Below are 23274 nucleotides of genomic sequence, written 5' to 3'. Positions count from 1 at the left end.
ACTAAAGTGGTAAGGTTGTGTGTGGCCTGGCTGACAGTGATCTGCTTCAAGCGCAACGGCAAAAAGCACTTCAGCCACGCCAACAGCAAGGCGCTATGCTTGCGATAGCACCTCACCCGGCCATCAGGCCAGGCGAGTGAGAAACAGGCAATCGAACCAGCGGTTGTTTGCCTTAAAGCGTTGAGTGCGAATTTAAAAACAGAACAATCCCTGAACAAGTCACTAAATATGTTTTACCAATTGACTTGCCTTGCCGGTATAAGTTGCAGGCGTCATCGCCAGCAAGGTTTGTTTGGCTTCGGCCGGGATAGGCAGGGTTTCAATAAAGGCATGCAATGATTGCTGATTGATACCGCCTTTGCCACGCGTCAGTTCTTTCAACTGCTCATATGGGTTTTCGATGCCGTATCGGCGCATCACTGTCTGGATAGGCTCAGCCAGCACTTCCCAGCTATTGTTCAGGTCTTCCTGCAAGCGTTGTGGATTAATTTCCAGTTTGTTCAGGCCGCGCAGGCAGGAATCATAAGCCAACAGGGAATAGCCCAGTGCCACACCCATGTTGCGCAACACAGTAGAGTCAGTCAGGTCGCGCTGCCAGCGGGAGATAGGCAGTTTTTCTGCCAGGTGGCGCAAAATGGCATTGGCCAGGCCTAAGTTGCCTTCGGAGTTTTCAAAGTCAATCGGGTTGACTTTATGCGGCATGGTAGAAGAACCGATTTCACCGGCTTTGACTTTCTGCTTGAAGTAACCGACCGAGATATAGCCCCAGATATCACGATTGAGGTCGATCAAAATGGTATTGATGCGTGACAGCGTATCGTACAGTTCAGCCATGTAGTCATGCGGCTCGATCTGGATAGTCATCGGGTTATAAGTCAGTCCCAATGATTCCACAAAGGTTTTCGCGAAATTTTCCCAGTCAATATCTGGGTAGGCGGACAAATGTGCGTTGAAGTTGCCAACAGCACCGTTGATCTTGCCTAAGATTTCATTCGCTTGCAGTTGCTTGAGCTGGCGTTGCAGGCGATAGACCACATTGGCCAGTTCTTTACCCATGGTGGTCGGGCTGGCGGTCTGGCCGTGGGTGCGGGACAGCATGGGTTGTTCGGCCAGTGCGTGCGATAAATCGGTGAGCCTGGCGACTACGGCTGCCAGGTCAGGCAATACCACACTGTCACGTGCAGATTTAAGCATCAGGGCATGCGACAGGTTGTTGATATCTTCTGAAGTACAGGCGAAATGGATGAATTCACTGGCTTTTTTGATCTCGGCATTGCCATCGAATTTTTCTTTAAGCCAGTATTCAAGCGCTTTCACATCATGATTGGTACGTGCTTCAATCGCTTTTACCTGCATGGCATCATCTTCGCTGAACGCATGAATAGCTGCATCTAGTTCAGCAATGGTGTCTGCACTGAATGGCGCGATTTCTGCCAGTTGCGGTTCGGCACTCAGTGCTTTTAACCAGGCCACTTCGACCAGTGCGCGATGTTTGATCAGCGCGTATTCACTAAAGAAAGGGCGCAAAGGGTCGAGTTTGGCGTGATAACGACCATCTAAAGGAGAGAGTGCATTGAGCGGGGTAAGAGACGTCATGAATATAAAGCGGTGTGGATTTGAAAGTCGACATTTTACCCAATCCGGCACCGCTTGTGTTTTTCTATTCTTGTTATGGTGCTGTACCTACGATACCTTACTGCCAATATATAGTATTCTTCAAGATCGCCGAATTTGCAGATGAAAACCGCTTTGTTTGGCAAATGAGGCTTGCTGGTGCCGTGACATAATCGCTCACTGGAAATCTATTGCACATGAGACGCCCCGTTTCTCCATCCTTTATTAGTTTTGCGACAGGCTTATGCCTGACGCTGTGTCTGCTATGGTCGCAGATACTGGCGGATGATTACGTGCTGGCGATGCTGGAAAAGGTCAGGCAACGGTATGGTGAAGAAGCCTACCAGAATGTGATGCGCCTGAATGAACTGTTCAACCAGCTTGGTGGCGCCAGCGAAATGACCAAGATCGGCATGGTCAATGACTTTACCAACCAGCATGTGCTGTTTGTCGATGACATTAATTTATGGGGTATGGAAGATTACTGGGCCAGCCCACTGGAAACCTTTGGCAAAGGGGCGGGCGACTGTGAAGACTTTAGTATCGCCAAATACACCTTACTCAAAAAACTCGGTATCCCGCAGGACAAACTACGCTTGACTTATGTCCGGGCGCGTATGGCCAGCGGTAACATCCGTCCGCACATGGTGCTTGCGTATTATGCGATGCCAGCCAGCGACCCGCTCATTCTGGATAACCTGAACTTTGAGATATTGCCCGCGTCCAGGCGTAGTGACCTGTTCCCGGTGTTCAGCTTTAATGATAAAGGCCTGTTCGTGGCGAATAACCCGAATATGCGGGCCGGGTCTCCAAACAATATTTCCAAGTGGCGTGATGTGTTGACGCGTATGCGCCAGGACGGGCTGGAATAAATGTACACATTGAAATACCTGAATCACGCGGAATCTTTGAAAACCTTGGCTAAGATATGGTTAACAGGGAAAGTTAGTGCTAGGCTTATAGATAAAGCCTGCATGAACGCCGGGTTGTGGATGATTTTACCCCAAGAAAAAAAGAGGGCTTAGAACATGTCATTAATAAAACAAATACGCATTGCGATTTCTGTCATTATTTTAATGGTGGCGGCGGGTTGCCTGTTTTTAGGGGTTTATGATGACCACCGCTTCATGGCCGAGCAGTTGCAGAAAAAAAATAATGACAACGCCAATGGTCTGGCCATCACACTTTCCAATATCCAGAAAGATAGTGTCACGGTAGAGCTGATCATCAGTGCCCAGTTTGATATGGGTAACTATCGCCGCATTGCCATTATCTCGCCTGATAATAAGCCCATGATAGAGCGCATCAACCGCAACCCGCACTCAGTGGCACCGGCCTGGTTCCAGTCGCTATTTTCTGTCAGCATCCATCCTGGTATTGCCAATATTCAGTCAGGCTGGCAGCAATATGGCACCCTGGTGCTTGAAAGCGAACCTTCGCTGGCATATGACCAGTTGTGGGAAACTTCACGCCATGCGGTGCTGTGGACCTTGATCGTGGCATTCCTGAGTTATGTGGTTTCCGGTTTCTGGTTGAAGAAAATACTGAAACCACTGGATGACGTGATCGCACAGGCTGAAGCCTTGGGTGAGCGCAAATACATCACCATTGAAGAGCCGCAAACCGAAGAATTCAAAAAACTGGTGCGCACCATGAATACGCTGTCTGACCGGGTTAAATCCATGGTCACGGCAGAGTCTGAGCGCCTCAATGTGTTTAACCAGCAGATCAACTACGATGAAGTCACTGGTTTGATGAACCAGTCACACTTTACCAATACCGCGTCGGTCGCCCTCAAAAATGAAAGCTTTGTCGAAGGCATGCTGACGCTGGTGCAATTGCGCAACCTGTCTGATATTGATAAGCAGCTGGGCTATAGCGTGACTAACCAGTTGATTAAAAAAGTCGGCGATGCGCTGGAAAAACAAATGTCGCACTATCCGGATGTCGTCTGCGGCAGGCTCTCCGGCAGTGAATTCGGGATTTTCAGCCGTCAGCCACTGGATGACTTTATCGTTGCCTCAGAACTCAAGCTGGTGCTGGAAAAGCTCAATGCAGCGCAGCAAATCGTCCAGTTCCAGTTTGTGGTGACACATACCAAAACCAAAAAAGGCGATGACTTCGTGGATATTCACCGGGTCATGCAGTTTATTCTCGACCTGGCGGGTGATCAGACGGCAGTGCCTATGCGGGTGATGAATGCCAATAGCATAGTCACATCGAGGAAAAATTACCTTAATCAATGGAAAGAGCAGTTCTTGCATGCGATTGAGCACAAGCAGATCAAGCTCGCCTGCTACCCGGTCATGCTCAAGGAGCAGCAGTTGCTGCATTACGAGTGCCCGCTGCGTTTGCATATTGATGAAGGCGATCAGTGGTTGGCTGCGGGAGCCTTTATCGACTGGGCCAGCCAGCTGGATATGATCAAGACGCTGGATGGACTGGCGCTGGAATACGCCGTCGATATGCTGGACAAAAATAACGCCAACCTGAGTGTGAATGTGTCTGCCGCCGCGATGCGCAGTGACGAATACCGCGACAAGCTGCAAGCCCTGATCCTGACCGTCGCCCAGCCTTCGAGATTGAGCTTTGAAATTTCGGAAGAGGCGGCATTTAGCGACTTTGTGCAGTTCAAAAACTTTGTGCACCTGGTGAAATCACTGGGATGTATCGTCGGCATGGAACATGTGGCCACGCGCCTTGCCCAGCTGGGTGATTTGCATGAGCTAGGTTTGGATTTCGTTAAATTTGATGCTTCATTGATTCGCGACATCCACATGCGGCCACAGCAGCAGTCATTGCTGCGCGGTTTATGTATGATGGTCCGCACCATGGGCATCATGCCGATTGCCGAAGGCGTGCAGGATCAGCAGGAGCTGGATAGCCTGAACTCGGTAGGTATCGAAGCTGTGACAGGGCCGTTTGTGCAGGAAACCCTGCAATTCGGGGAGTAGTAAAAGTTGTCAATCTTTGTAATTCACGGGATTTTTGCCATATACTCAGCGTTTTGGATGGGGTGGTGATTACCTATAATAGGGATGCAAATAATATAAATACTTAAACATAAGTATTTGAGCCGTTGATAAGGACAATAACAAGCCTAGCCATGGAAACGACGCAATATTTTAACCAAACTGACAAAGACGTTTTACTCGAGTGTCTGCTTTATATATGCCGCCATAACCGGCTGGCAACTACTCGGGATGCGTTAACCTCCGGCTTGCCACTTGAAGATGGCAAGCTCAACCCTGAGTTGTTCAAACGCTCTGCCGAACGCTTGCGTCTCGACGTCATCGTTAAGCAAAGCGCAATCACTGCCCTCAATCAGCCACAAACAGATATCACTTTGTTGCTGAATAATCACCGGGCGTGCCAGCTATTAAAGGTCGATGACAGCCACCATTTTGCGCAGGTGGTTTTCCCTGATCTGTCACCAGAACCGGTCACCATGAGCGTGGCCGATCTGGTCGCAGAATATACCGGCTACGCGCTGGTCACTAAACAGAACTATATTTTTGATGCACGTACGCCAGAAGTCGGCAGGGTGAAGATCAGGCACTGGTTCTGGGGCACCATCGCTGAGAACAAAGGCATTTATCGCGATGTGATGGTCGCAGCCTTCCTGATCAATATCTTTGCGCTGGCCATGCCACTGTTCACCATGAATGTGTATGACCGTGTAGTGCCTAACAAGGCAGTGGAAACATTATGGGTATTGGGGATTGGTGTAGGCCTGATTGTGCTGGGTGACCTGCTGTTACGGTCCATGCGCGCCTATTTCCTGGATTGGGCCAGCGCACGTATCGATGTGAAACTCAGTGGCCAGATCATGGAGAAGGTACTGGGTACCCGCTATGACGCAAAACCCTCTTCTGTAGGTTCTTTTGCTTCCAATCTGCGTTCGTTCGAGAGCGTGCGTGATTTTATTACTTCCGCCACTGTCGTGACCCTGATCGATTTGCCATTCGGTATTATTTTCCTGATAGTCATTGCCTGGATCAGCCCATTTATGGTGTTGCCGGCCTTGATAGGCGGCGCGGTCGTACTCATCTATTCACTCAGTGTGCAAAGTAAAATGCACGACTTGTCCGAGACCATGTACCGGGCCAGTGCGCAACGTAATGCCACACTGATCGAGAGCCTGGTAGGCCTGGAGACGGTCAAGTCCATGGGCATTGAAGGGCAGATGCAAGGAAAGTGGGAGCGTAGTGCGATATTTTTGTCTGAAGTCGGCAGCAAACTCAAGTTGCTATCCTCTTCGATTACCAATGGTTCTTACGCCTTGCAGCAAATTATCAGCGTTGCAATCATTATCCTCGGTGTATACCTGATTTCGAATGGCGACTTGACCATGGGTGGCCTGATCGCGTGTTCGCAATTGACTAGCCGTGCATTAGCGCCGATCTCACAAATTGCCAGCCTGTTTACGCAATACCATACTGCTGCGACTTCATTAAAGTCGTTAGAGGCCATTATGGAAAAACCGGTAGAGCGCGGTAAGGATGTGAGTTTTCTCTCTCGCCCAGCCTTCAAAGGCGAAATCGAATTCAAAAATGTGTCTTTTAAATATCCAGGCACAGATGAGTTGGCCTTAAATGGCATTTCTTTCAGGATTCGTCCAGGCGAGCATGTGGGCCTGATTGGGCGTATGGGCTCAGGTAAGACAACAATTAACAAACTTATTCTTGGCTTATATCAGCCTAGCGAAGGCGCTATCTTGATCGATGGCATTGACGCACGCCAGATTGACCCGGCCGAATTGCGCCGCAGTATTGGCTATGTGCAGCAGGATAATCATCTGTTTTATGGCACGCTGCGTGACAACATCACTTTGCGCCACCAACACGCCGATGATCACGCTGTGCTGAATGCGGCCCAGGTAGGTGGCATTGCCGAGTTTGTGAATGCACATCCCAAAGGATTTGACCTGGAAGTGGGCGAGCGTGGCGATACTTTGTCCGGTGGCCAGCGACAAGGCGTCGGCATAGCACGTGCCTTTGTGACCAGCCCGCAGATCGTGCTGCTGGATGAGCCTACCAGTGCCATGGATCACTCAGGTGAAGAGAATGTTAAAAATAAAATTGCTGAAGCGACAGTCAACAAAACCCTGATTGTGATCAGTCACAGGAATGGCATGCTGGAACTGGCGGAGCGTTTAATCGTGATTGATTCCGGACAGATTGTGGCTGACGGTTCTAAAGAAGACGTTACCGCTGCACTGCGTGCGGGTAAAGTCGGTAAGGCAAGGTAAGCATCATGGCAAAAAAAATATTCGATAAATATGGTGACATTACCAAAAACGATAGCATCTGGATGCGCCTTGGCAAGCCGGTACATCTATTAGTCGACAAAATCATCAAGACCGACACCGCAGAAAACCGTTCATGGACCGAGCAGGCACATGATGTGATGGTTGAAGACAGCATGCTGCACGCCAAGCTGATCATGTATGCCATCTTTGTGATTCTGATCGTGTTGCTCGTGTGGGCGAACCTGGCTGAAGTCGATGAAGTGACACGTGGCGAAGGCCGAGTGATCCCTTCCGGGCAGATACAGCTGGTGCAATCGCTGGATGGCGGTATTGTGACTGATATCATGGTTAAGTTGGGCGACACGGTGAAACGTGGCCAGCCGCTGATCAAGATTGATGAGACGAGGGCGATTTCTTCCCTGAAGGAAAATGAAAGCCAGTACCTATCATTGACAGCCAAAGAGGCGCGTTTAAAAGCGCTGGCTAATGGCAGCGCTTTTAATCCGCCTAGTGAAGTGCAGCTAAAAGTGCCGGATACCTATTTGCAAGAACTGCAATTGTTTAATGCGGGACGTGCAGAACTGGATTCGCAAGTGAATATCGCCAGGGATCAATTGTCGCAACGTGAGCGTGAGCTTTCAGAAGTGCAGTTTAAAAAAGAAGTCGCAATCAAGACTTATGATTCTAATAGTCGCGAACTGGCAGCGAACCGTCCCTTACTCAATAGTGGCGCTGTGTCTGAGATTGAAATCCTGCGCCTGGAGCGTGAGGCCAACAGGGCAAAAGGCGATATTGATCAGGCCTCGGCTCAAATGGGGCGCATCACTGCGTCTATTTCAGAAGCGCGCCGCAAGATTTCAGAGGCGCAACAAACCTTTACGAGCAAGGTGCGTACCGAGCTGAACGAGACAACGGCAAAAATCAATAGTCTGACCCAGTCCAGCCTGGCATTGTCGGATAAGGTAAAGCAATCAACGCTGCTATCGCCGGTGAACGGCAAAATCAGCAAGCTGTATTACAACACCGTTGGCGGTGTGATCCAGGCAGGGAAAGAGGTCATGGAAGTGGTGCCCTCTGATGATGCGCTGGTGATAGAAGCCAAAGTACAAACCAAGGATATTGCGTTTATCCGCCCCAAGCAGCCCGCAATCGTCAAACTGACAGCTTATGATTACAGCATTTATGGCAGCCTGGACGGAGAAGTTGAAGATATTGCAGCAGATTCGACGATAGACGATAAAGGAAATGCTTTTTATGTCGTTAAAGTAAGGACAATAAAGAATAATATCGGCGACCATCTGCCAATTATTCCTGGTATGGTGGCACAGGTAGATATTTTGACCGGCAAGAAAACTGTGATGTCTTACTTGCTTAAACCTGTGCTGAAGGCTAAATCGTATGCATTAACCGAGCGCTAATCACTATGAAACATATTTTTATTACATCATTAAAGCAGCCTGTTGAAGCCTGGCTGAATGCCTTTCCTAATCTGGTTTCCAGTGCAGAAGTGGTTTCTGCTGATGTTGCTGGCGCGACCGTGGTCTGGGTGCATGCGCAATTGGAGAGTAGCAACCAGTGGCGTACACAGGTGCAACAAGTATTGTCACTCATTCCCTCAGCAAAAGTCATTGTATTGTCAAATAACCCTGAACAAGCTGAAGCCATGCAGGCGCTGGAACTAGGTGTGGTTGGTTACCTGCACGCTTATGCGCACCATCAGGTTTTAAAAGAAGTCTATAGCGTGGTATCGCATGGCGGTATCTGGTTAGGCCGTGACTTGTTAAAGCACTTGATTACGTTAACGGCACGTGGCTCACGTCAAACAGTCGATGTGCTAGAGGAAGTGCTGGAAGCCTTAACCAAGCGCGAACGCGAAGTTGCATTGGAAGCCGCCAAAGGCAATAGCAATAAAGAAATCGCCAGAACACTTTCCATTTCCGAACGTACGGTTAAAGCGCATCTGACATCCGTATTTGATACCCTGAAAGTAAGGGACCGTTTGCATCTGGCATTGGTATTACAAGGCCAATCTCCGCAAGGGCATTTTGGCCTCGATAAAAGTGTGAAGGCCAGTACTTCAAATAAAGCACACCTGAATTCATAAGTTTGCACCTGCATTTACATCAATAATCTTTAAAATAATAGGATTTTGGGGATTTTTATGTAAGTTATCGAGTCCCAAGAGTGGATTTGTGACTTTTTCCCCTAAAATGCCCTATTAAAACCACTTTAATAGGGTGGGTAACACTTGTGCCTTAACAATACTGTCGTTATACTCACTTCAGGATGAATCTTTAATAACTTGTTAAGAGTCTGCACATGAAACTAAAAAAAATTGCCTCTGCACTAATCATAGGAGTGTTTTCCTACTCCTCCGTGTCTTGGGCTGCAAGTCCAGAAACTTTGGAGAAGATAATCGAAAAAGCGGTGTCCGAGAACCCTGAGGTTCAGGCCCGCTTTCATGCTTTTAAAGGCGCTGAGTTTGATGAGTCAGCTGCAAAAGGCCGTTACTTGCCTAACCTGACAGTGGATCAGACATTCCGTAACCAGGAGCGCCTGACCCCAAACATCAACAACACATTCACGCCTAATCAACAATCAACGCTGACGTTGCGACAAATGATTTTTGATGGCCTGGCGACACCTTCAGAAGTGGGTCGTCTGGATCACGTAGCCAAATCCCGTTTCTATGAGTTGCAAGGCCAGATGCAAGGCATTGCACTAGATACAGCGACTGCCTACTTTGATTTGTTGCGTTATCGCCGTTTAGTTTCTTATGCAGAAGATAACTTTGTCGTGCACAAGCAAGTGCATGAAAAAATCAAATCCCGTGTTGACGCGGGTGTAGGTAAAAAAGTTGACCTCGAACAGGCGACTGGTCGTTTAGCGTTAGCAGAAGCTAACCTGCTGACAGAAACTACTAATCTGTATGATGTTTCTGCACGTTTTCAACGCCTGGTAGGTGAATTGCCTCCAGCAAATGTGGTTGAAGTGCAAATGACAGGCGAAGGCTTGTCTGAAAGTGCTGACCAAGTGCTCGACGCTGCTTACAAGCAAAACCCTAACATCCTGGCAGCTATTGAAAATATCATCGCTGTTGAAAAATCTGTATCAGGCCGCAAGGCACCTTTCATGCCTCGCCTGGATTTGCAAGGCCGTAAAGTTTTGGATGTCAACGACGCCAGCAGAAACAGCACATTGGCTGCAGATACCTTAGAAGTGACAGCTAGCTGGAACATTTTCAACGGCTTCACTGATAAAAACAATCTTGATTCTGCCTCACAAGAGCTGAATCGCTCGCATGATTTGCGTGACAAAGCTTGTATCGACACACGCCAATTGGTTGCCATTGCTTACAACAACATCAAGCAGTTGAATGAGCAAGTGGCTTATCGTAAACAGCACCAAGACTCCATTGAGAATGCGCGACTTGCATATCGTAAGCAATATGATATTGGCCAACGTACATTGCTGGACTTGCTGGATACCGAAAACGAATACTTCCAGTCCCGTCGTAATTTCACGAATGCTGAAATGGACTTGAGCACTTCTTATGCAAGAACCTATGCTGGACAAGGTTTATTGTTGCGTAAACTGGGTGTGACGCGTGCTGATGTGGGTGAGTATGCCCGTGAGGAATACCTGGACCGCGAAAATGTGTGTCAGGCCCTGGCACCAACTCAACTGGTGAGCGATAAGGCCGCCTTGCTGGCAAATGCAAAACCTTGGGAAGGCGAAGCCTTTAAACCTAAAGGTCCAGAAAAAGCGACCATGAAATTCACGCCGCGCATTCTGTTCCAGGCAAATAGCGCCATCATCTTGCCAGAGTCTTACGCTGACCTTGACATCGTTTATGACGTAGTCAAAGAGTGGGGCAACGATAAGGTTGAAATCGCAGGCCACACAGACAAGCGTAATACTTCAAAAGAGAAATACAACCTGTTGCTGTCAGAGAAACGTGCGAAAGCAGTTGCTGATTACCTGGTCAAAAAAGGCCTGGATGGCAGCCGTATCGTAGTTAAAGGTTATGGCTTCTCACAACCAATTGCTGAGAATGACCCAATCAACGGTAATGACGCAAACCGCCGTGTTGAAGTGATCCGTTTTCAGTCAGTCGCTGAGTAATCGGTACTGATTGTTTTACCTGCTTGATTGCAGGTGGCGAATAAAAAACGAAGCTGGAAACAGCTTCGTTTTTTTATGTGCAACATCTTTAAGTTCAGAATCTGAGCTTTACCATTCCTGACTAGCTCATCATCTCTTGGCCATCCAGGCTAAACCTTTCCCCACAAGTTACCAATACTGTACTTCAGTACAATAGATTTTCATATTGTATTGTCGTTTAATGCATCACTAACTAATTTATCTCAATTTTAAGTGAGGCAATAAAATGGCTACAGTGATTGGTACTGTTACAAGTGTTCAAGGTATGGCTATCGTGGTGGATGCCAATGGCAACCGTCATATGTTACAAGTGGGTGAGGTTTTGCATGCCGGTGATAAAGTCATCACTGCTAGCGGTGCAACGGTCTCCGTAAAACTTGCAAACGGCGAAACCGTTAATTTCGCTGAAGCACAAACAGTTAAGATCACTGACAACCTGGCACAGGTTGATGTCTCAGATGTCACTGAAAATGCAGTGAACCAAGCCGTTTTTGATGCAGTGTTGACTGCCTTGAATGAAGGCCGTGATATCACTGAAGTCCTCGACGGCCCAGCGGCTGGTGAGGCTGGTAGTGATGGTAATGCAAGCTTTGTTAACCTGGACCGTATCTCGGAAAGCGTTACCGGTTCAACCTATGATGGTGGTGTTGGCGGCGTGGGTTCTGCAGCGACAACCGGTTTGCAAAACTACATGTATTTCCCAGAGGATCCAACAATTACCGGTATTGTATCGGGAGGCGTGCCTGGCCCAGCCGGTAATTCTGTGATTGAAGGTCAAAATCTTGTATTTACGGTCACGCTTAGTGCCACAACACAAGCACCTGTTACATACACTTTTGCACTAGGTGGAGGCGCGGCGCAAACACCAAGTGACTATATCAATACCCCAACCTTTAGTAACAATGTAGTTTACAACCCTGCGAATGGAACAATCACAGTGCCAGCTGGTGTGACCAGCTTCACAGTGACAGTGCCTACAGTGAACGACGCTATTGTTGAGACTCTCTATGAAGATTTGCCATTGACCATCGGTGGTGTGACAGGTACAGGCATCATTCAAGACGATGACAAACCAACAGTTGTGACTGTTGATCCAGGTACGCCTGGCGCTGGTGGTGACACCGTGGTTGAAGGTGGCACGCTGACTTACACAGTGACATTGAGTACTGCGACCAATACTTTAACCACCTATAAGTTTGACCTTGGTAAAGCTGGTGATACAGCAACTTCTGGTGCTGACTATGATCCGGCAAAAGTCACCTTCAGCAACAATGTGACTTACGATGCAGCCACAGGCACGATCAAGGTGCCAGCGAATGTAACAAGTTTCACAGTGAGTCTGCCGACGATTGATGACACTGTCGTTGATGCGCATTACAGCGAGACAGTGTCTGTGACAGTGGGTAGTTTCGATAGCAATGGTAATGTGACAGGGGCTAAGACTGGTACAGGCAATATTCTGGACAACGATAAACCAACAGTCGTGACTGTTGATCCAGGTACGCCTGGCGCTGGCGGTGACACCGTGGTTGAAGGTGGTACGCTGACTTACACAGTGACCTTGAGTGCTGCGACCAATATTGAAACCACTTATAAGTTTGACCTTGGTAAAGCTGGAGATACAGCGACTTCTGGTGCTGACTATGATCCGGCAAAAGTCACCTTCAGCAACAATGTGACTTACGATGCAGCCACAGGCACGATCAAGGTGCCAGCGAATGTAACAAGCTTCACAGTGAGTCTGCCGACGATTGATGACACTGTCGTTGATGCGCATTACAGCGAGACAGTGTCTGTGACAGTGTCTAGCGTGGACAGCACAGGTAATGTGACCGGTACACCTAAGACTGGTACTGGTAATATCCTGGACAATGACAAACCAACAGTCGTGACTGTTGATCCAGGTACGCCTGGCCTTGGTGGTGACACCGTGGTTGAAGGCGGCACCTTGACTTACACTGTGACATTGAGTGCTGCAACCAATGTCGAGACCACTTATAAACTTGAACTTGGTAAAGCTGGTGATACAGCGACTTCTGGTGCTGATTATGATCCGGCAAAAGTCACCTTCAGCAATAATGTGACTTACGATGCAGCCACAGGCACGATCAAGGTGCCAGCGAATGTAACAAGCTTCACAGTGAGCCTGCCGACGATTGATGACACTGTCGTTGATGCGCATTACAGCGAGACAGTGTCTGTGACAGTGTCTAGCGTGGACAACACAGGTAATGTGACCGGTACACCTAAGACTGGCACCGGCAATATTCTGGACAACGATAAACCTACTGTTGTGACTGTTGATCCAGCTAAGCCTGGCCTTGGTGGTGACACCGTGGTTGAAGGTGGCTCCCTGAGTTACAAAGTGACTTTAAGTACAACAACCAATGCCGAGGCCACTTATAAATTTGAGCTTGGTAAAGCTGCTACAGATACAGCGACTCCTGGCGCTAACGCTGACTATGATCCAGCAAAAGTAACTTTCAGCAACAATGTGACTTACGATGCACTCACAGGCACGATCAAGGTGCCAGCAGGCGTGAAAGACTTTGTGATCACTATACCAACGATCGATGATAGCGTGATCGAACAGACAGAGACGCTGACTCTGAAAGTAGAGAATGTATCTGCAACGGGTAATATTCTGGACAATGACAAAGGTATCACCTTAGTCAATGGCAGCAAAGATCACGTGTCTGAAGAAGGCTTGCCTGGCGGTATCAAAGACAATACTGGCAGCACCGATACAACAGATTCAGTGGAAGCAACGGGTGCATTTAGCCTGAACGGCAGCAGTGCCGGTGCAGTTTGGACACTGACAGTGCCAACTGAAGCGCTGGAATCTGGTGGCGTGGCTGTGATCTGGACGTTGTCTGACGGTGGTAAAACACTGACAGGTTTTGCCGGTAACGAAAAAGTATTGACCGTAACCATTAACGATAGCGGCGAATACAAAATCGTATTGAATGGCAAGGTCGATCATCAGACAGCCAATGTCGAAGACACAGTACTGGCAAATGTAGGCGTCAAAGTTGTAGTCAATGGCGTTACACAAACAACAAACATCCCGGTCACTATCGAAGATGACGCGCCTGTCGCGCCCGGTGCTTCAGTGACTGTGAATAATGCAAATACAGCAAACGTACCGCCTGTTGCGACCGTTTCCAGCAGTGGCAACCTGTTGGGTCTGGTTGGTGTGTCTGCGTTGGACCTGATCAACTTGAGCACACGTACTGCATTTGGTGCGACTGATGCTAACAACAATATCAGTAAAGTTGAGCTGAACTACCAGGCATTGATTTCTCTGGGTGGTTTGCTCGGCCCACGTCAATTCACGATTTCTCAAGATCTGGCCGCCGAGTTGGGTCTTAAAGTACAAATCACTAATAGTGCAGGCTTGTTTGGCATCGTTGGACCATCTTCTCACGTGGTGATCACTTCACTGGACGGTGGCCCGATCGATAACCTGGCCATTAATGAATTATTGGCGACTGCACGTTTGAATGGCGGTGCTATCAGTGCCGAAGTACTGAATGCAACCAGCATCACAGTGACCGATACCCAAGGTGCGTCTTCTTCTGCCGCTATCGGAACATTGGCTGATGCTAGCGTGCTGAGTGGCCCTGCCAATAATGCGAATCTGCAAGAAGACAACGGCAACGGTAATACATTGACTGGTACCTCTGGCGATGACCAATTATATGGTTATGGTGGTAATGACACCCTGAATGGCAATGCGGGTAACGACATCTTGCGCGGTGGTGATGGCAATGACAAACTGGATGGCGGTGCTGGTAATGACATCCTGATTGGTGGCGCTGGTGATGATACATTGATTGGCGGCGATGGCCGTGACATTTTCCGTTGGGAAAAAGGTGATCAGGGTACATCAACAATGCCAGCAGTGGATACCATCAACGACTTCAAGTTGGCTGATGATGTTATTGACCTGAGAAGCTTGCTGCAAGGTGAGCACTTGGGTAACTTATCCAACTTCATCCGCGTGAGCGTTGTGAATGGAAACACAATCTTGCATATCAGCAGCACAGGTGGCTTGAACAATAACGTTGGTGAAGATCAAACGATTGTTCTGCAAGGCGTTAACCTGGAAACAGCTTACGGTACCAATGATAGCGCAGTCATCTTGGCAAAATTCGTTGAGAGCGGTCACTTGGCTATTGATCCAGCAGCTTCAACAGCCACAGGTAGTTTGGGCAGCTTTGGTGCAGATGGCGGCCATGTACAAAGCATTACGATTAGTGATGTAACGTATACCTACAACGCAGGTTTAAACACAATCAGTGTGACCGGTACATCCCCTTCGATCACTGGTTATGTATATGACGCAACTACTAAACAGTTAAGCGTTACAACAAGTAAAGGTGAAACCATCTCGGTTAACGTGGCGACTGGTAAGTATGATTATTACGGTAGCCGTCCATTAACTGCTGGTGAAAGCACAAGCTTTAAATACACCTTGGTTGATAACGATGGTGATACTGCTTCTAATACCGTGCAATTCAATGGTACTGGCCAACCAACGATCACTGAAGTTGATCCAGGAGACCCAACAACAGGTGGCGACACCGTGGTTGAAGGCAATAGCCTGGTTTACACAGTGACTTTAAGCTCAACGACTGCTGCACCTGCAACCTACAAGTTTGAACTTGGTGGTGCTACTGGTACTGCTTCTACGGCTGATTATGGAACACCTACCTTCAGCAACAATGTGAAGCTGAATAATGATGGCACGATTACAGTACCGGCTGGCGTGAGCAGCTTCACCGTCACAGTACCAACAGTGGATGACGCTATCATTGAGTTGACCGAGACCCTGCCACTCAAAGTGGGTGATGCAGTGGGTGTTGGTTATATCAAAGACAACGATAGTGCAACGACAACAATCACCGTGAAATCAGCTGGTGACAGCGTGACCGAAGGCGGTACTCTGGAATACAGCGTTACCCTGAGCAACGTAGCTGACCATGCGGTTGAATACAGCTTCAGCCTGGGCGGCACTGCGACGCCTGGCGCTAACTTTGACTATGATCCGACAAAAGTCACGTTCACCAATGGTGTCACCTTGGGTGCCAATGGCAAAATCTTGGTACCGGCTGGTGTGACCAATTTTGAAGTGAAAGTGCCTACCATCGATGATGCCCTGATTGAAAACACAGAAACATTGACGCTGACTATCGGTGGTGCAAACGCAGTTGGTTTCATCCTGGACAACGACAGTGCAACCGTCAAGGTAGACGTGAAATCAGCTGGTGACAGTGTGACTGAAGGCGGTACTCTGGAATACAGCGTTACCCTGAGCAACGTAGCTGACCATGCGGTTGAATACAGCTTCAACCTGAGCGGCACAGCGACTGCTGGTGCTGACTATGATCCGACAAAAGTCACGTTCACCAATGGTGTCACCTTGGGTGCCAATGGCAAAATCTTGGTACCGGCTGGTGTGACCAATTTTGAAGTGAAAGTGCCTACCATCGATGATGCCCTGATTGAAAACACAGAAACATTGACGCTGACTATCGGTGGTGCAAACGCAGTTGGTTTCATCCTGGACAACGACAGTGCAACCGTCAAGGTAGACGTGAAATCAGCTGGTGACAGTGTGACTGAAGGCGGTACTCTGGAATACAGCGTTACCCTGAGCAACGTAGCTGACCATGCGGTTGAATACAGCTTCAACCTGAGCGGCACAGCGACTGCTGGTGCTGACTATGATCCGACAAAAGTCACGTTCACCAATGGTGTCACCTTGGGTGCCAATGGCAAAATCTTGGTACCGGCTGGTGTGACCAATTTTGAAGTGAAAGTGCCTACCATCGATGATGCCCTGATTGAAAACACAGAAACATTGACGCTGACTATCGGTGGTGCAAACGCAGTTGGTTTCATCCTGGACAACGACAGTGCAACCGTCAAGGTAGACGTGAAATCAGCTGGTGACAGTGTGACTGAAGGCGGTACTCTGGAATACAGCGTTACCCTGAGCAACGTAGCTGACCATGCGGTTGAATACAGCTTCAACCTGAGCGGCACAGCGACTGCTGGTGCTGACTATGATCCGACAAAAGTCACGTTCACCAATGGTGTCACCTTGGGTGCCAATGGCAAAATCTTGGTACCGGCTGGTGTGACCAATTTTGAAGTGAAAGTGCCTACCATCGATGATGCCCTGATTGAAAACACAGAAACATTGACGCTGACTATCGGTGGTGCAAACGCAGTTGGTTTCATCCTGGACAACGACAGTGCAACCGTCAAGGTAGACGTGAAATCAGCTGGTGACAGTGTGACTGAAGGCGGTACTCTGGAATACAGCGTTACCCTGAGCAACGTAGCTGACCATGCGGTTGAATACAGCTTCAACCTGAGCGGCACAGCGACTGCTGGTGCTGACTATGATCCGACAAAAGTCACGTTCACCAATGGTGTCACCTTGGGTGCCAATGGCAAAATCTTGGTACCGGCTGGTGTGACCAATTTTGAAGTGAAAGTGCCTACCATCGATGATGCCCTGATTGAAAACACAGAAACATTGACGCTGACTATCGGTGGTGCAAACGCAGTTGGTTTCATCCTGGACAACGACAGTGCAACCGTCAAGGTAGACGTGAAATCAGCTGGTGACAGTGTGACAGAAGGCGGTACTCTGGAATACAGCGTTACCCTGAGCAACGTAGCTGACCATGCGGTTGAATACAGCTTCAACCTGAGCGGCACAGCGACTGCTGGTGCTGACTATGATCCGACAAAAGTCACGTTCACCAATGGTGTCACCTTGGGTGCCAATGGCAAGATCTTGGTACCGGCTGGTGTGACCAATTTTGAAGTGAAAGTGCCTACCATCGATGATGCCCTGATCGAAAACACAGAGACATTGACGCTGACTATCGGTGGTGCAAACGCAGTTGGTTTCATCCTGGACAACGACAAAGCCATTCCAACGATCACCATCAATGGCACTGTGAAAACAGATGATGACAGCGTGACCGAAGGTCAGACTTTGGTATACAACGTTACCCTGAGCAACGTAGCTGACCATGCGGTTGAATACAGCTTCAGCTTGGGCGGCACTGCGACACCTGGCGCTAACTTTGACTATGATCCGTCAAAAGTGACCTTCAGCAATGGTGTGACTTACAACGCAACGACTGGCAAGATCTCAGTGCCAGCTGGTGTGACCAAGTTTGATGTAAGCGTACCGACCATTGATGACAAGCTGATTGAGCCAACAGAAACACTGACGCTGACTGTGGGCACTGCGACAGCTGTTGGTTCTATCCTGGACAACGATCGTGGTTTCACGCTGGTTACTGGTAGCAAAACGGCTGTGTCTGAAGAAGGTCTTGCTGGTGGTCTGAAAGATACTGGCGGTAACACTGATACAACAAACGCAGTGGAAGCCACAGGCACATTCAGCTTGAATGCTTCTACTGGAGGCAGTGCAACTAATACTGGTGCAGTCTGGACTTTAGAAGCGCCAACTGGCCCTGCAATCACTTCGGGCGGTGTAGCTGTTACCTGGGCATTGTCTACAGATGGCAAGACATTGACTGGTTCGGCAGGCAATAAAACAGTGTTGACTGTGACTATTGATAACAATGGTAGCTACAAAATCGCACTGAGTGCTCCAGTAGATCATCCGGATAAAACGACTGAAGATACTGTACTGACCAATGTAGGTGTAAAAGCGGTTGTAAATGGTGTAACACAAACTACTACCTTGCCAGTGACGATTGAAGATGACTCACCAGTGGCAACTAACCAGACTGTGATTGCTACCAACACTGCTAACACTAACTTGCTGATCACACTGGATGTTTCTGGCAGTATGAATGACAGAGATGGTGTGAAAGTTGGCAATACTACCCAGACACGTTTGGAAAGTGCGATTCAGTCTGTGCGTAACTTGCTAAGCAGCTATGATGAGTTGGGTGATGTAAAAGTGGCTCTGGTTGTATTTGCTGGCGCAAGTCAAACAAGACAACTAGGGACAACCTGGTTGACAGTCAAAGAAGCGTACGACGCATTGACTAACTTGGCTACCAATGGCGGCACGAACTATGACTCAGGTATCAGTAAAGCCATGGATGCTTTCAATAGCACCGGCAAACTTGATAATGCACAAAATGTGTCTTACTTCTTTACCGATGGTCAACCTACTTACGGTTCAGGTGGTACAGATAGCCTGACTGGTACACAAAATGATTCAAATGCTGATAAAGGCTTGCAGCCAGCTGAAGAGAAGATCTGGACTGACTTCCTGAAAGCTAACCAGGTCAAATCTTATGCGATCGGGATGGGTACAGGGATTTCATCCACTGCGCAACTTGATCCAATCGCTTACGATGGTCAGACTGGGACAAATACCAACGGAACAATAGTCACCTCATTTGCTCAGTTGGATAATGTGTTAAGTCAGACTGTGAGCAGCCCGATTTCTGGCAGCCTGGTTGAAGGCGGTGGTTTTGGTGCAGATGGTGGTTTTGTGAAATCGATTGTTGTCGATGGTACAACCTACACTTTCAACCCTACAACTGGTGCAATCACAACGACTGGTACAAACACGAACACCAGTAGTTACGATGCGAATAGCCATAAGTTGACTATCACAACTTCAAAAGGGACATTGCTGGTAGATATGGATGATGGTTTGTTTACCTTCACGCCTAAAAATACCACTGTGACCGGTTCAAGCCAGTTCCAGTACACCTTGAGTGATAAAGACGGTGATACCAGTACAGCAACACTGACAGTGAATGTCGCCAAAGTGACGTCTATCCCGCAAGTAGCACCGGATGTAAGCACAGGCATCAATGCAGCAGGGTTGTTAACGATTCCTGGCTTGTTGAATGTTGATTTGCTGAACTTCTCCAGCCGTCAGGCATTTACTGCGAGAGATGTGAACAACAACATTACTAATGTGACGGTGACTGCCGGAGCATTGCTGAGTGTGTCGCTGGGTGGTACTTTGCTGACTTACTCTCAAGCAGTGGCTGCTGAATTAGGCCTGAAAGTGTCCTACAACGAAAGTGGTTTGCTGGGCGTGATCGGTGTCAAAGGTGAGTTGTCTATCAGCGCGCTGGATAATGGTACGATCGATAACCTGAAGTTAAATGAGTTCTTGTCTACCATCAGAACAGACAGCGCTGTGAATGTGAATGCACTGGAGCGGTTTACAATCACTGCGACAGATAGTACTAGCCTGAGCGACACTGCGACTTCAACAAATCTGGTCAGCCTTGATCTGTTGAGCAACAGTAACAATGCATCCATCATTACCGGCACTAATGGAAATGATAATACAGCTAACACTACGCTGAACGGTACTTCTGGCAATGACATCATCTACGGTTTAGGCGGTAACGATATCTTGAATGGTGGCGCTGGTAATGACATCCTGCGTGGTGGTGCAGGTGATGACAAACTAGATGGCGGTGCCGGTAACGACATCCTCATCGGTGGCAAAGGTAACGATACTTTGACTGGTGGCGCAGGTGTAGATGTGTTCAAATGGGACCGTGGTGATGATGGCGTGGCAGGTGCTCCTGCACGTGACACTATCACTGATTTCAACAAGGCATCAGTATCGCAAGGTGGTGATATCCTGGATGTGCGTGATTTGCTGCAAGGCGAAAATAGCACCAACCTGGTGAATTACCTGCACTTTGAAAAATCAGGTAGCGATACTGTTATCCACATCAGTTCTAGTGGTGGATTTGCAGGTAGCTTCAGCAGTGGCCAGACAACACAACAGATTGTCTTAACAGGTGTAGACCTGGTGACTGGTCAATCTAACGATGCTGCCATCATTACTAACTTGCTGTCACAGCAAAAACTCATCACAGATTAATTTCTCTGTCGATGTAAAAAAAGCGACCTTAGGGTCGCTTTTTTTATGGGCGCTCATTTTGTGGATGCGCATAGAATCTAATATCCATGCGGATTGATGCTCACTTCCATTGATGGTTTGTCATAGGCAGCATCACCTCAGGTTAATGATTTATTTGCATTGTATTAATGTGAAAAAAGTTAATTAACGCGTTTTTTAAATGGTTTTTTCTAAGTATCAAATATCCCCTCGTAGTTAAACTGCTTACATTCGTGTTAGTATAAGTTTACGAAGTTTACAACTGTCAATTAAATTGTAATCAAAATAATTTGATGGATTGCAGATAAATCAGTCGTTATCTGAGTTTCTCTCAACTTTAAGTGGGGCAAAAAACCTGACTGCCTGTGAAACACAGCTGAGCGGCAATGCCAATTTGAGTAACGGCATTTCTAATATCAAGCTGAGTGCGCCTGGCATTGGTAGTGATCGCAGGCCTAACAGCGGCAGTGTAGATGTTGAGATCAATGTGAGTAATGTGGTGGCGGGTGAGCAAACCTGCTCAAGCAGCGCCGTCACCAGTGCGACTAGTGGCGCTTTGCCATGGTTTGGTGCTGACCCTGCTGCCAGGGCTTCTTTCGGGCTTTATAAATCGCCTGTTATTTATTTTAGAGAGAGTTTTTAATTGGATAACTGTTATCGAGGTATCTATGTGGATTGATTTATCCATCACTAGAAAGACTTAAAAAAACCCCAAGCCTCGCTTGGGGTTTTGATATGGCGCATTGTGCGGGTAATGAGTGAGATCGATCAGACACACAGCATATCAACGAATTGATTAACCGGCATCGCTTCAAGGCTGGCTTGATCCAGGCAGGTCGCCAGAATATCGGCCTGTTTTTTTGCATCAAAACGGCGTGCCAGATTCACCTTAAACTTTTTCACCAGCTCCGGAATGCCCTCTTCACGGCGGCGTCTATGGCCGATTGGGTATTCCACGGCAATATTGCTGGAGTGCGTGCCGTCTTTAAAGAATATCTGGATAGCGTTGGCGATGGAGCGTTTTGCCGGGTCGAGATAATCACGGGTATATTCTGGCTTCTCTACACAGGTCATTTTGTCGCGCAAGGCGTCAATACGCGGGTCAGCGGCAGCTTCATCTTCATAATCCAGCGCCGTTAAACTGCCTTTTAACAGGCCTATCGCGGCCATGTATTGAATGCAATGGTCGCGGTCTGCCGGGTTATTCATAGGGCCGGTTTTATCGATAATACGGATGGCTGATTCATGCGTGGTGATGACGATTTTCTCAATGTTGGCGATGTCATTGAGCGATTGCAAACGCTGACCAACTTCCTGATTGAGTTGAAAAGCGCTTTCTACCGCGGTTTGCGCATGGAACTCGGCCGGGAAAGAGATCTTGAACAATACTTGTTCCATGACATAGCTACCGTAAGCGCGCTGGAATTTGAAGGCATTACCTTTAAACAGCACATCATAAAAGCCCCAGGTTTTGGCGGTGAGCGCGCTTGGATAGCCCATTTCACCTTGTAAGGTCATCCATGCCAGGCGCACTGCACGGGAAGTGGCATCACCTGCCGCCCAGGATTTACGTGAGCCGGTGTTCGGGCTATGGCGGTAAGTGCGCAGGCTCTGGCCATCGACAAAGGCATTGGAAACCGCGTTGATGATATCTTGCTTGTTACCCCCCAGCAGCTTGGTCACCACCGCGGTAGACGCGATTTTTACCAGGATAACGTGGTCTAGCCCAACGCGGTTAAAGCTGTTTTCCAGCGCCAGTACGCCCTGGATCTCGTGCGCCTTAATCATGGCGGTCAGCACATCTTTCACGGTGAGCGGTGCTTTGCCATCAGCGATGTTTTTACGTGAAATATAATCGGCAGAGGCCAATATCCCGCCCAGGTTATCAGAAGGGTGCCCCCACTCAGCCGCCAGCCAGGTATCGTTGAAATCCAGCCAGCGTATCATCGCGCCGATATTAAACGCCGCCAGGATAGGGTCTAGCTGATAGGGCGTGCCTGGTACTTTGGCGCCATTTGGCACGACGGTACCGGCAATCACTGGCCCCAGCAGTTTGCTACAGGCTGGGTAATCGAGCGCCTCAAAGCCACAGCCCAGGGTGTCCATCAGGCAATTACGTGCAGTGTCATAAGCCTCTGTGGAGTTGATTTCAAAGTCTGCCACGTAGTTGGCAATATCGACGATGACCTGATCGGGTTCGGGGCGGATATTAGAAATATGGGCTGACATGTGTTTTTATACCTTTATCAAATGTTTTAAAAGCGAATCACTGTGTTGCGTGATTCGTTCAATATTTCAATTCAGACGTACCTTGGTCTTGATGCTTTATGTTTTAAAGCAACGGAAATCGCTAAAGGTG

At 48.3% G+C, this 23274-nt stretch carries 10 protein-coding genes; 8 read left to right on the top strand and 2 right to left on the bottom strand.

The window, feature by feature from the left end; genetic code table 11:
• Positions 1–222: 222 nt before the first annotated feature.
• Positions 223–1596 (bottom strand): adenylosuccinate lyase, encoded by a 1374-nt coding sequence (purB, locus tag ACSSVF_RS13220; protein ID WP_492404039.1) that lies wholly within the window; start codon positions 1594–1596, stop codon positions 223–225.
• A gap of 215 nt (positions 1597–1811) precedes the next feature.
• Between purB and ACSSVF_RS13215 the strand changes: the two genes are divergently transcribed.
• The 8 genes from ACSSVF_RS13215 (at position 1812) to ACSSVF_RS13180 (ending at position 21558) form a co-directional block, all read left to right on the top strand.
• Positions 1812–2486, top strand: coding sequence for a transglutaminase-like cysteine peptidase (locus tag ACSSVF_RS13215; RefSeq protein WP_442586111.1), 675 nt, complete (start codon positions 1812–1814; stop codon positions 2484–2486).
• A 156-nt stretch (positions 2487–2642) separates the two neighbouring features.
• On the top strand, positions 2643–4568 hold the full coding sequence (locus ACSSVF_RS13210) for an EAL domain-containing protein (RefSeq protein WP_442586112.1): 1926 nt from the start codon (positions 2643–2645) through the stop codon (positions 4566–4568).
• A 152-nt stretch (positions 4569–4720) separates the two neighbouring features.
• Complete coding sequence (locus ACSSVF_RS13205; RefSeq protein ID WP_492404037.1) at positions 4721–6865, top strand: type I secretion system permease/ATPase; 2145 nt, start codon at positions 4721–4723, stop codon at positions 6863–6865.
• Between the two features lie 5 nt (positions 6866–6870).
• Entirely contained in the window at positions 6871–8283 is a 1413-nt protein-coding gene (locus tag ACSSVF_RS13200; RefSeq protein WP_442586114.1) for an HlyD family type I secretion periplasmic adaptor subunit, read from the top strand.
• A 5-nt stretch (positions 8284–8288) separates the two neighbouring features.
• Entirely contained in the window at positions 8289–8969 is a 681-nt protein-coding gene (locus ACSSVF_RS13195; protein ID WP_492404035.1) for a LuxR C-terminal-related transcriptional regulator, read from the top strand.
• 299 nt (positions 8970–9268) lie between these two features.
• Positions 9269–10990 carry a TolC family outer membrane protein gene (locus tag ACSSVF_RS13190; protein WP_492404034.1) on the top strand — a complete coding sequence of 574 codons (1722 nt, stop codon included), beginning with the start codon at positions 9269–9271 and terminating at the stop codon, positions 10988–10990.
• 265 nt (positions 10991–11255) lie between these two features.
• Positions 11256–20897: a retention module-containing protein gene (locus tag ACSSVF_RS13185; RefSeq protein WP_492404033.1), complete on the top strand. Its 9642-nt coding sequence runs from the start codon at positions 11256–11258 to the stop codon at positions 20895–20897.
• Between the two features lie 412 nt (positions 20898–21309).
• Complete coding sequence (locus ACSSVF_RS13180; RefSeq protein WP_492404030.1) at positions 21310–21558, top strand: hypothetical protein; 249 nt, start codon at positions 21310–21312, stop codon at positions 21556–21558.
• A 125-nt stretch (positions 21559–21683) separates the two neighbouring features.
• On the opposite strand, the gene ACSSVF_RS13175 is transcribed toward ACSSVF_RS13180, so the two are convergent.
• Complete coding sequence (locus ACSSVF_RS13175; protein ID WP_492404028.1) at positions 21684–23144, bottom strand: bifunctional 2-methylcitrate dehydratase/aconitate hydratase; 1461 nt, start codon at positions 23142–23144, stop codon at positions 21684–21686.
• Positions 23145–23274 lie beyond the last annotated feature (130 nt).

This window comes from Methylophilus sp. E2MeOHC9 (assembly GCF_058744375.1).
This window is presented reverse-complemented; position numbering and strand designations above follow the sequence as displayed.

Excerpts from the sequence above, each read along its gene's own strand:
- ACSSVF_RS13195 (WP_492404035.1), top strand. The coding sequence starts at position 8,289 with ATGAAACATATTTTTATTACATCATTAAAGCAGCCTGTTGAAGCCTGG.
- ACSSVF_RS13200 (WP_442586114.1), top strand. The coding sequence starts at position 6,871 with ATGGCAAAAAAAATATTCGATAAATATGGTGACATTACCAAAAACGAT.
- ACSSVF_RS13205 (WP_492404037.1), top strand. The coding sequence starts at position 4,721 with ATGGAAACGACGCAATATTTTAACCAAACTGACAAAGACGTTTTACTC.
- ACSSVF_RS13175 (WP_492404028.1), bottom strand. The coding sequence starts at position 23,144 with ATGTCAGCCCATATTTCTAATATCCGCCCCGAACCCGATCAGGTCATC.
- ACSSVF_RS13210 (WP_442586112.1), top strand. The coding sequence starts at position 2,643 with ATGTCATTAATAAAACAAATACGCATTGCGATTTCTGTCATTATTTTA.
- ACSSVF_RS13215 (WP_442586111.1), top strand. The coding sequence starts at position 1,812 with ATGAGACGCCCCGTTTCTCCATCCTTTATTAGTTTTGCGACAGGCTTA.
- purB (WP_492404039.1), bottom strand. The coding sequence starts at position 1,596 with ATGACGTCTCTTACCCCGCTCAATGCACTCTCTCCTTTAGATGGTCGT.
- ACSSVF_RS13185 (WP_492404033.1), top strand. The coding sequence starts at position 11,256 with ATGGCTACAGTGATTGGTACTGTTACAAGTGTTCAAGGTATGGCTATC.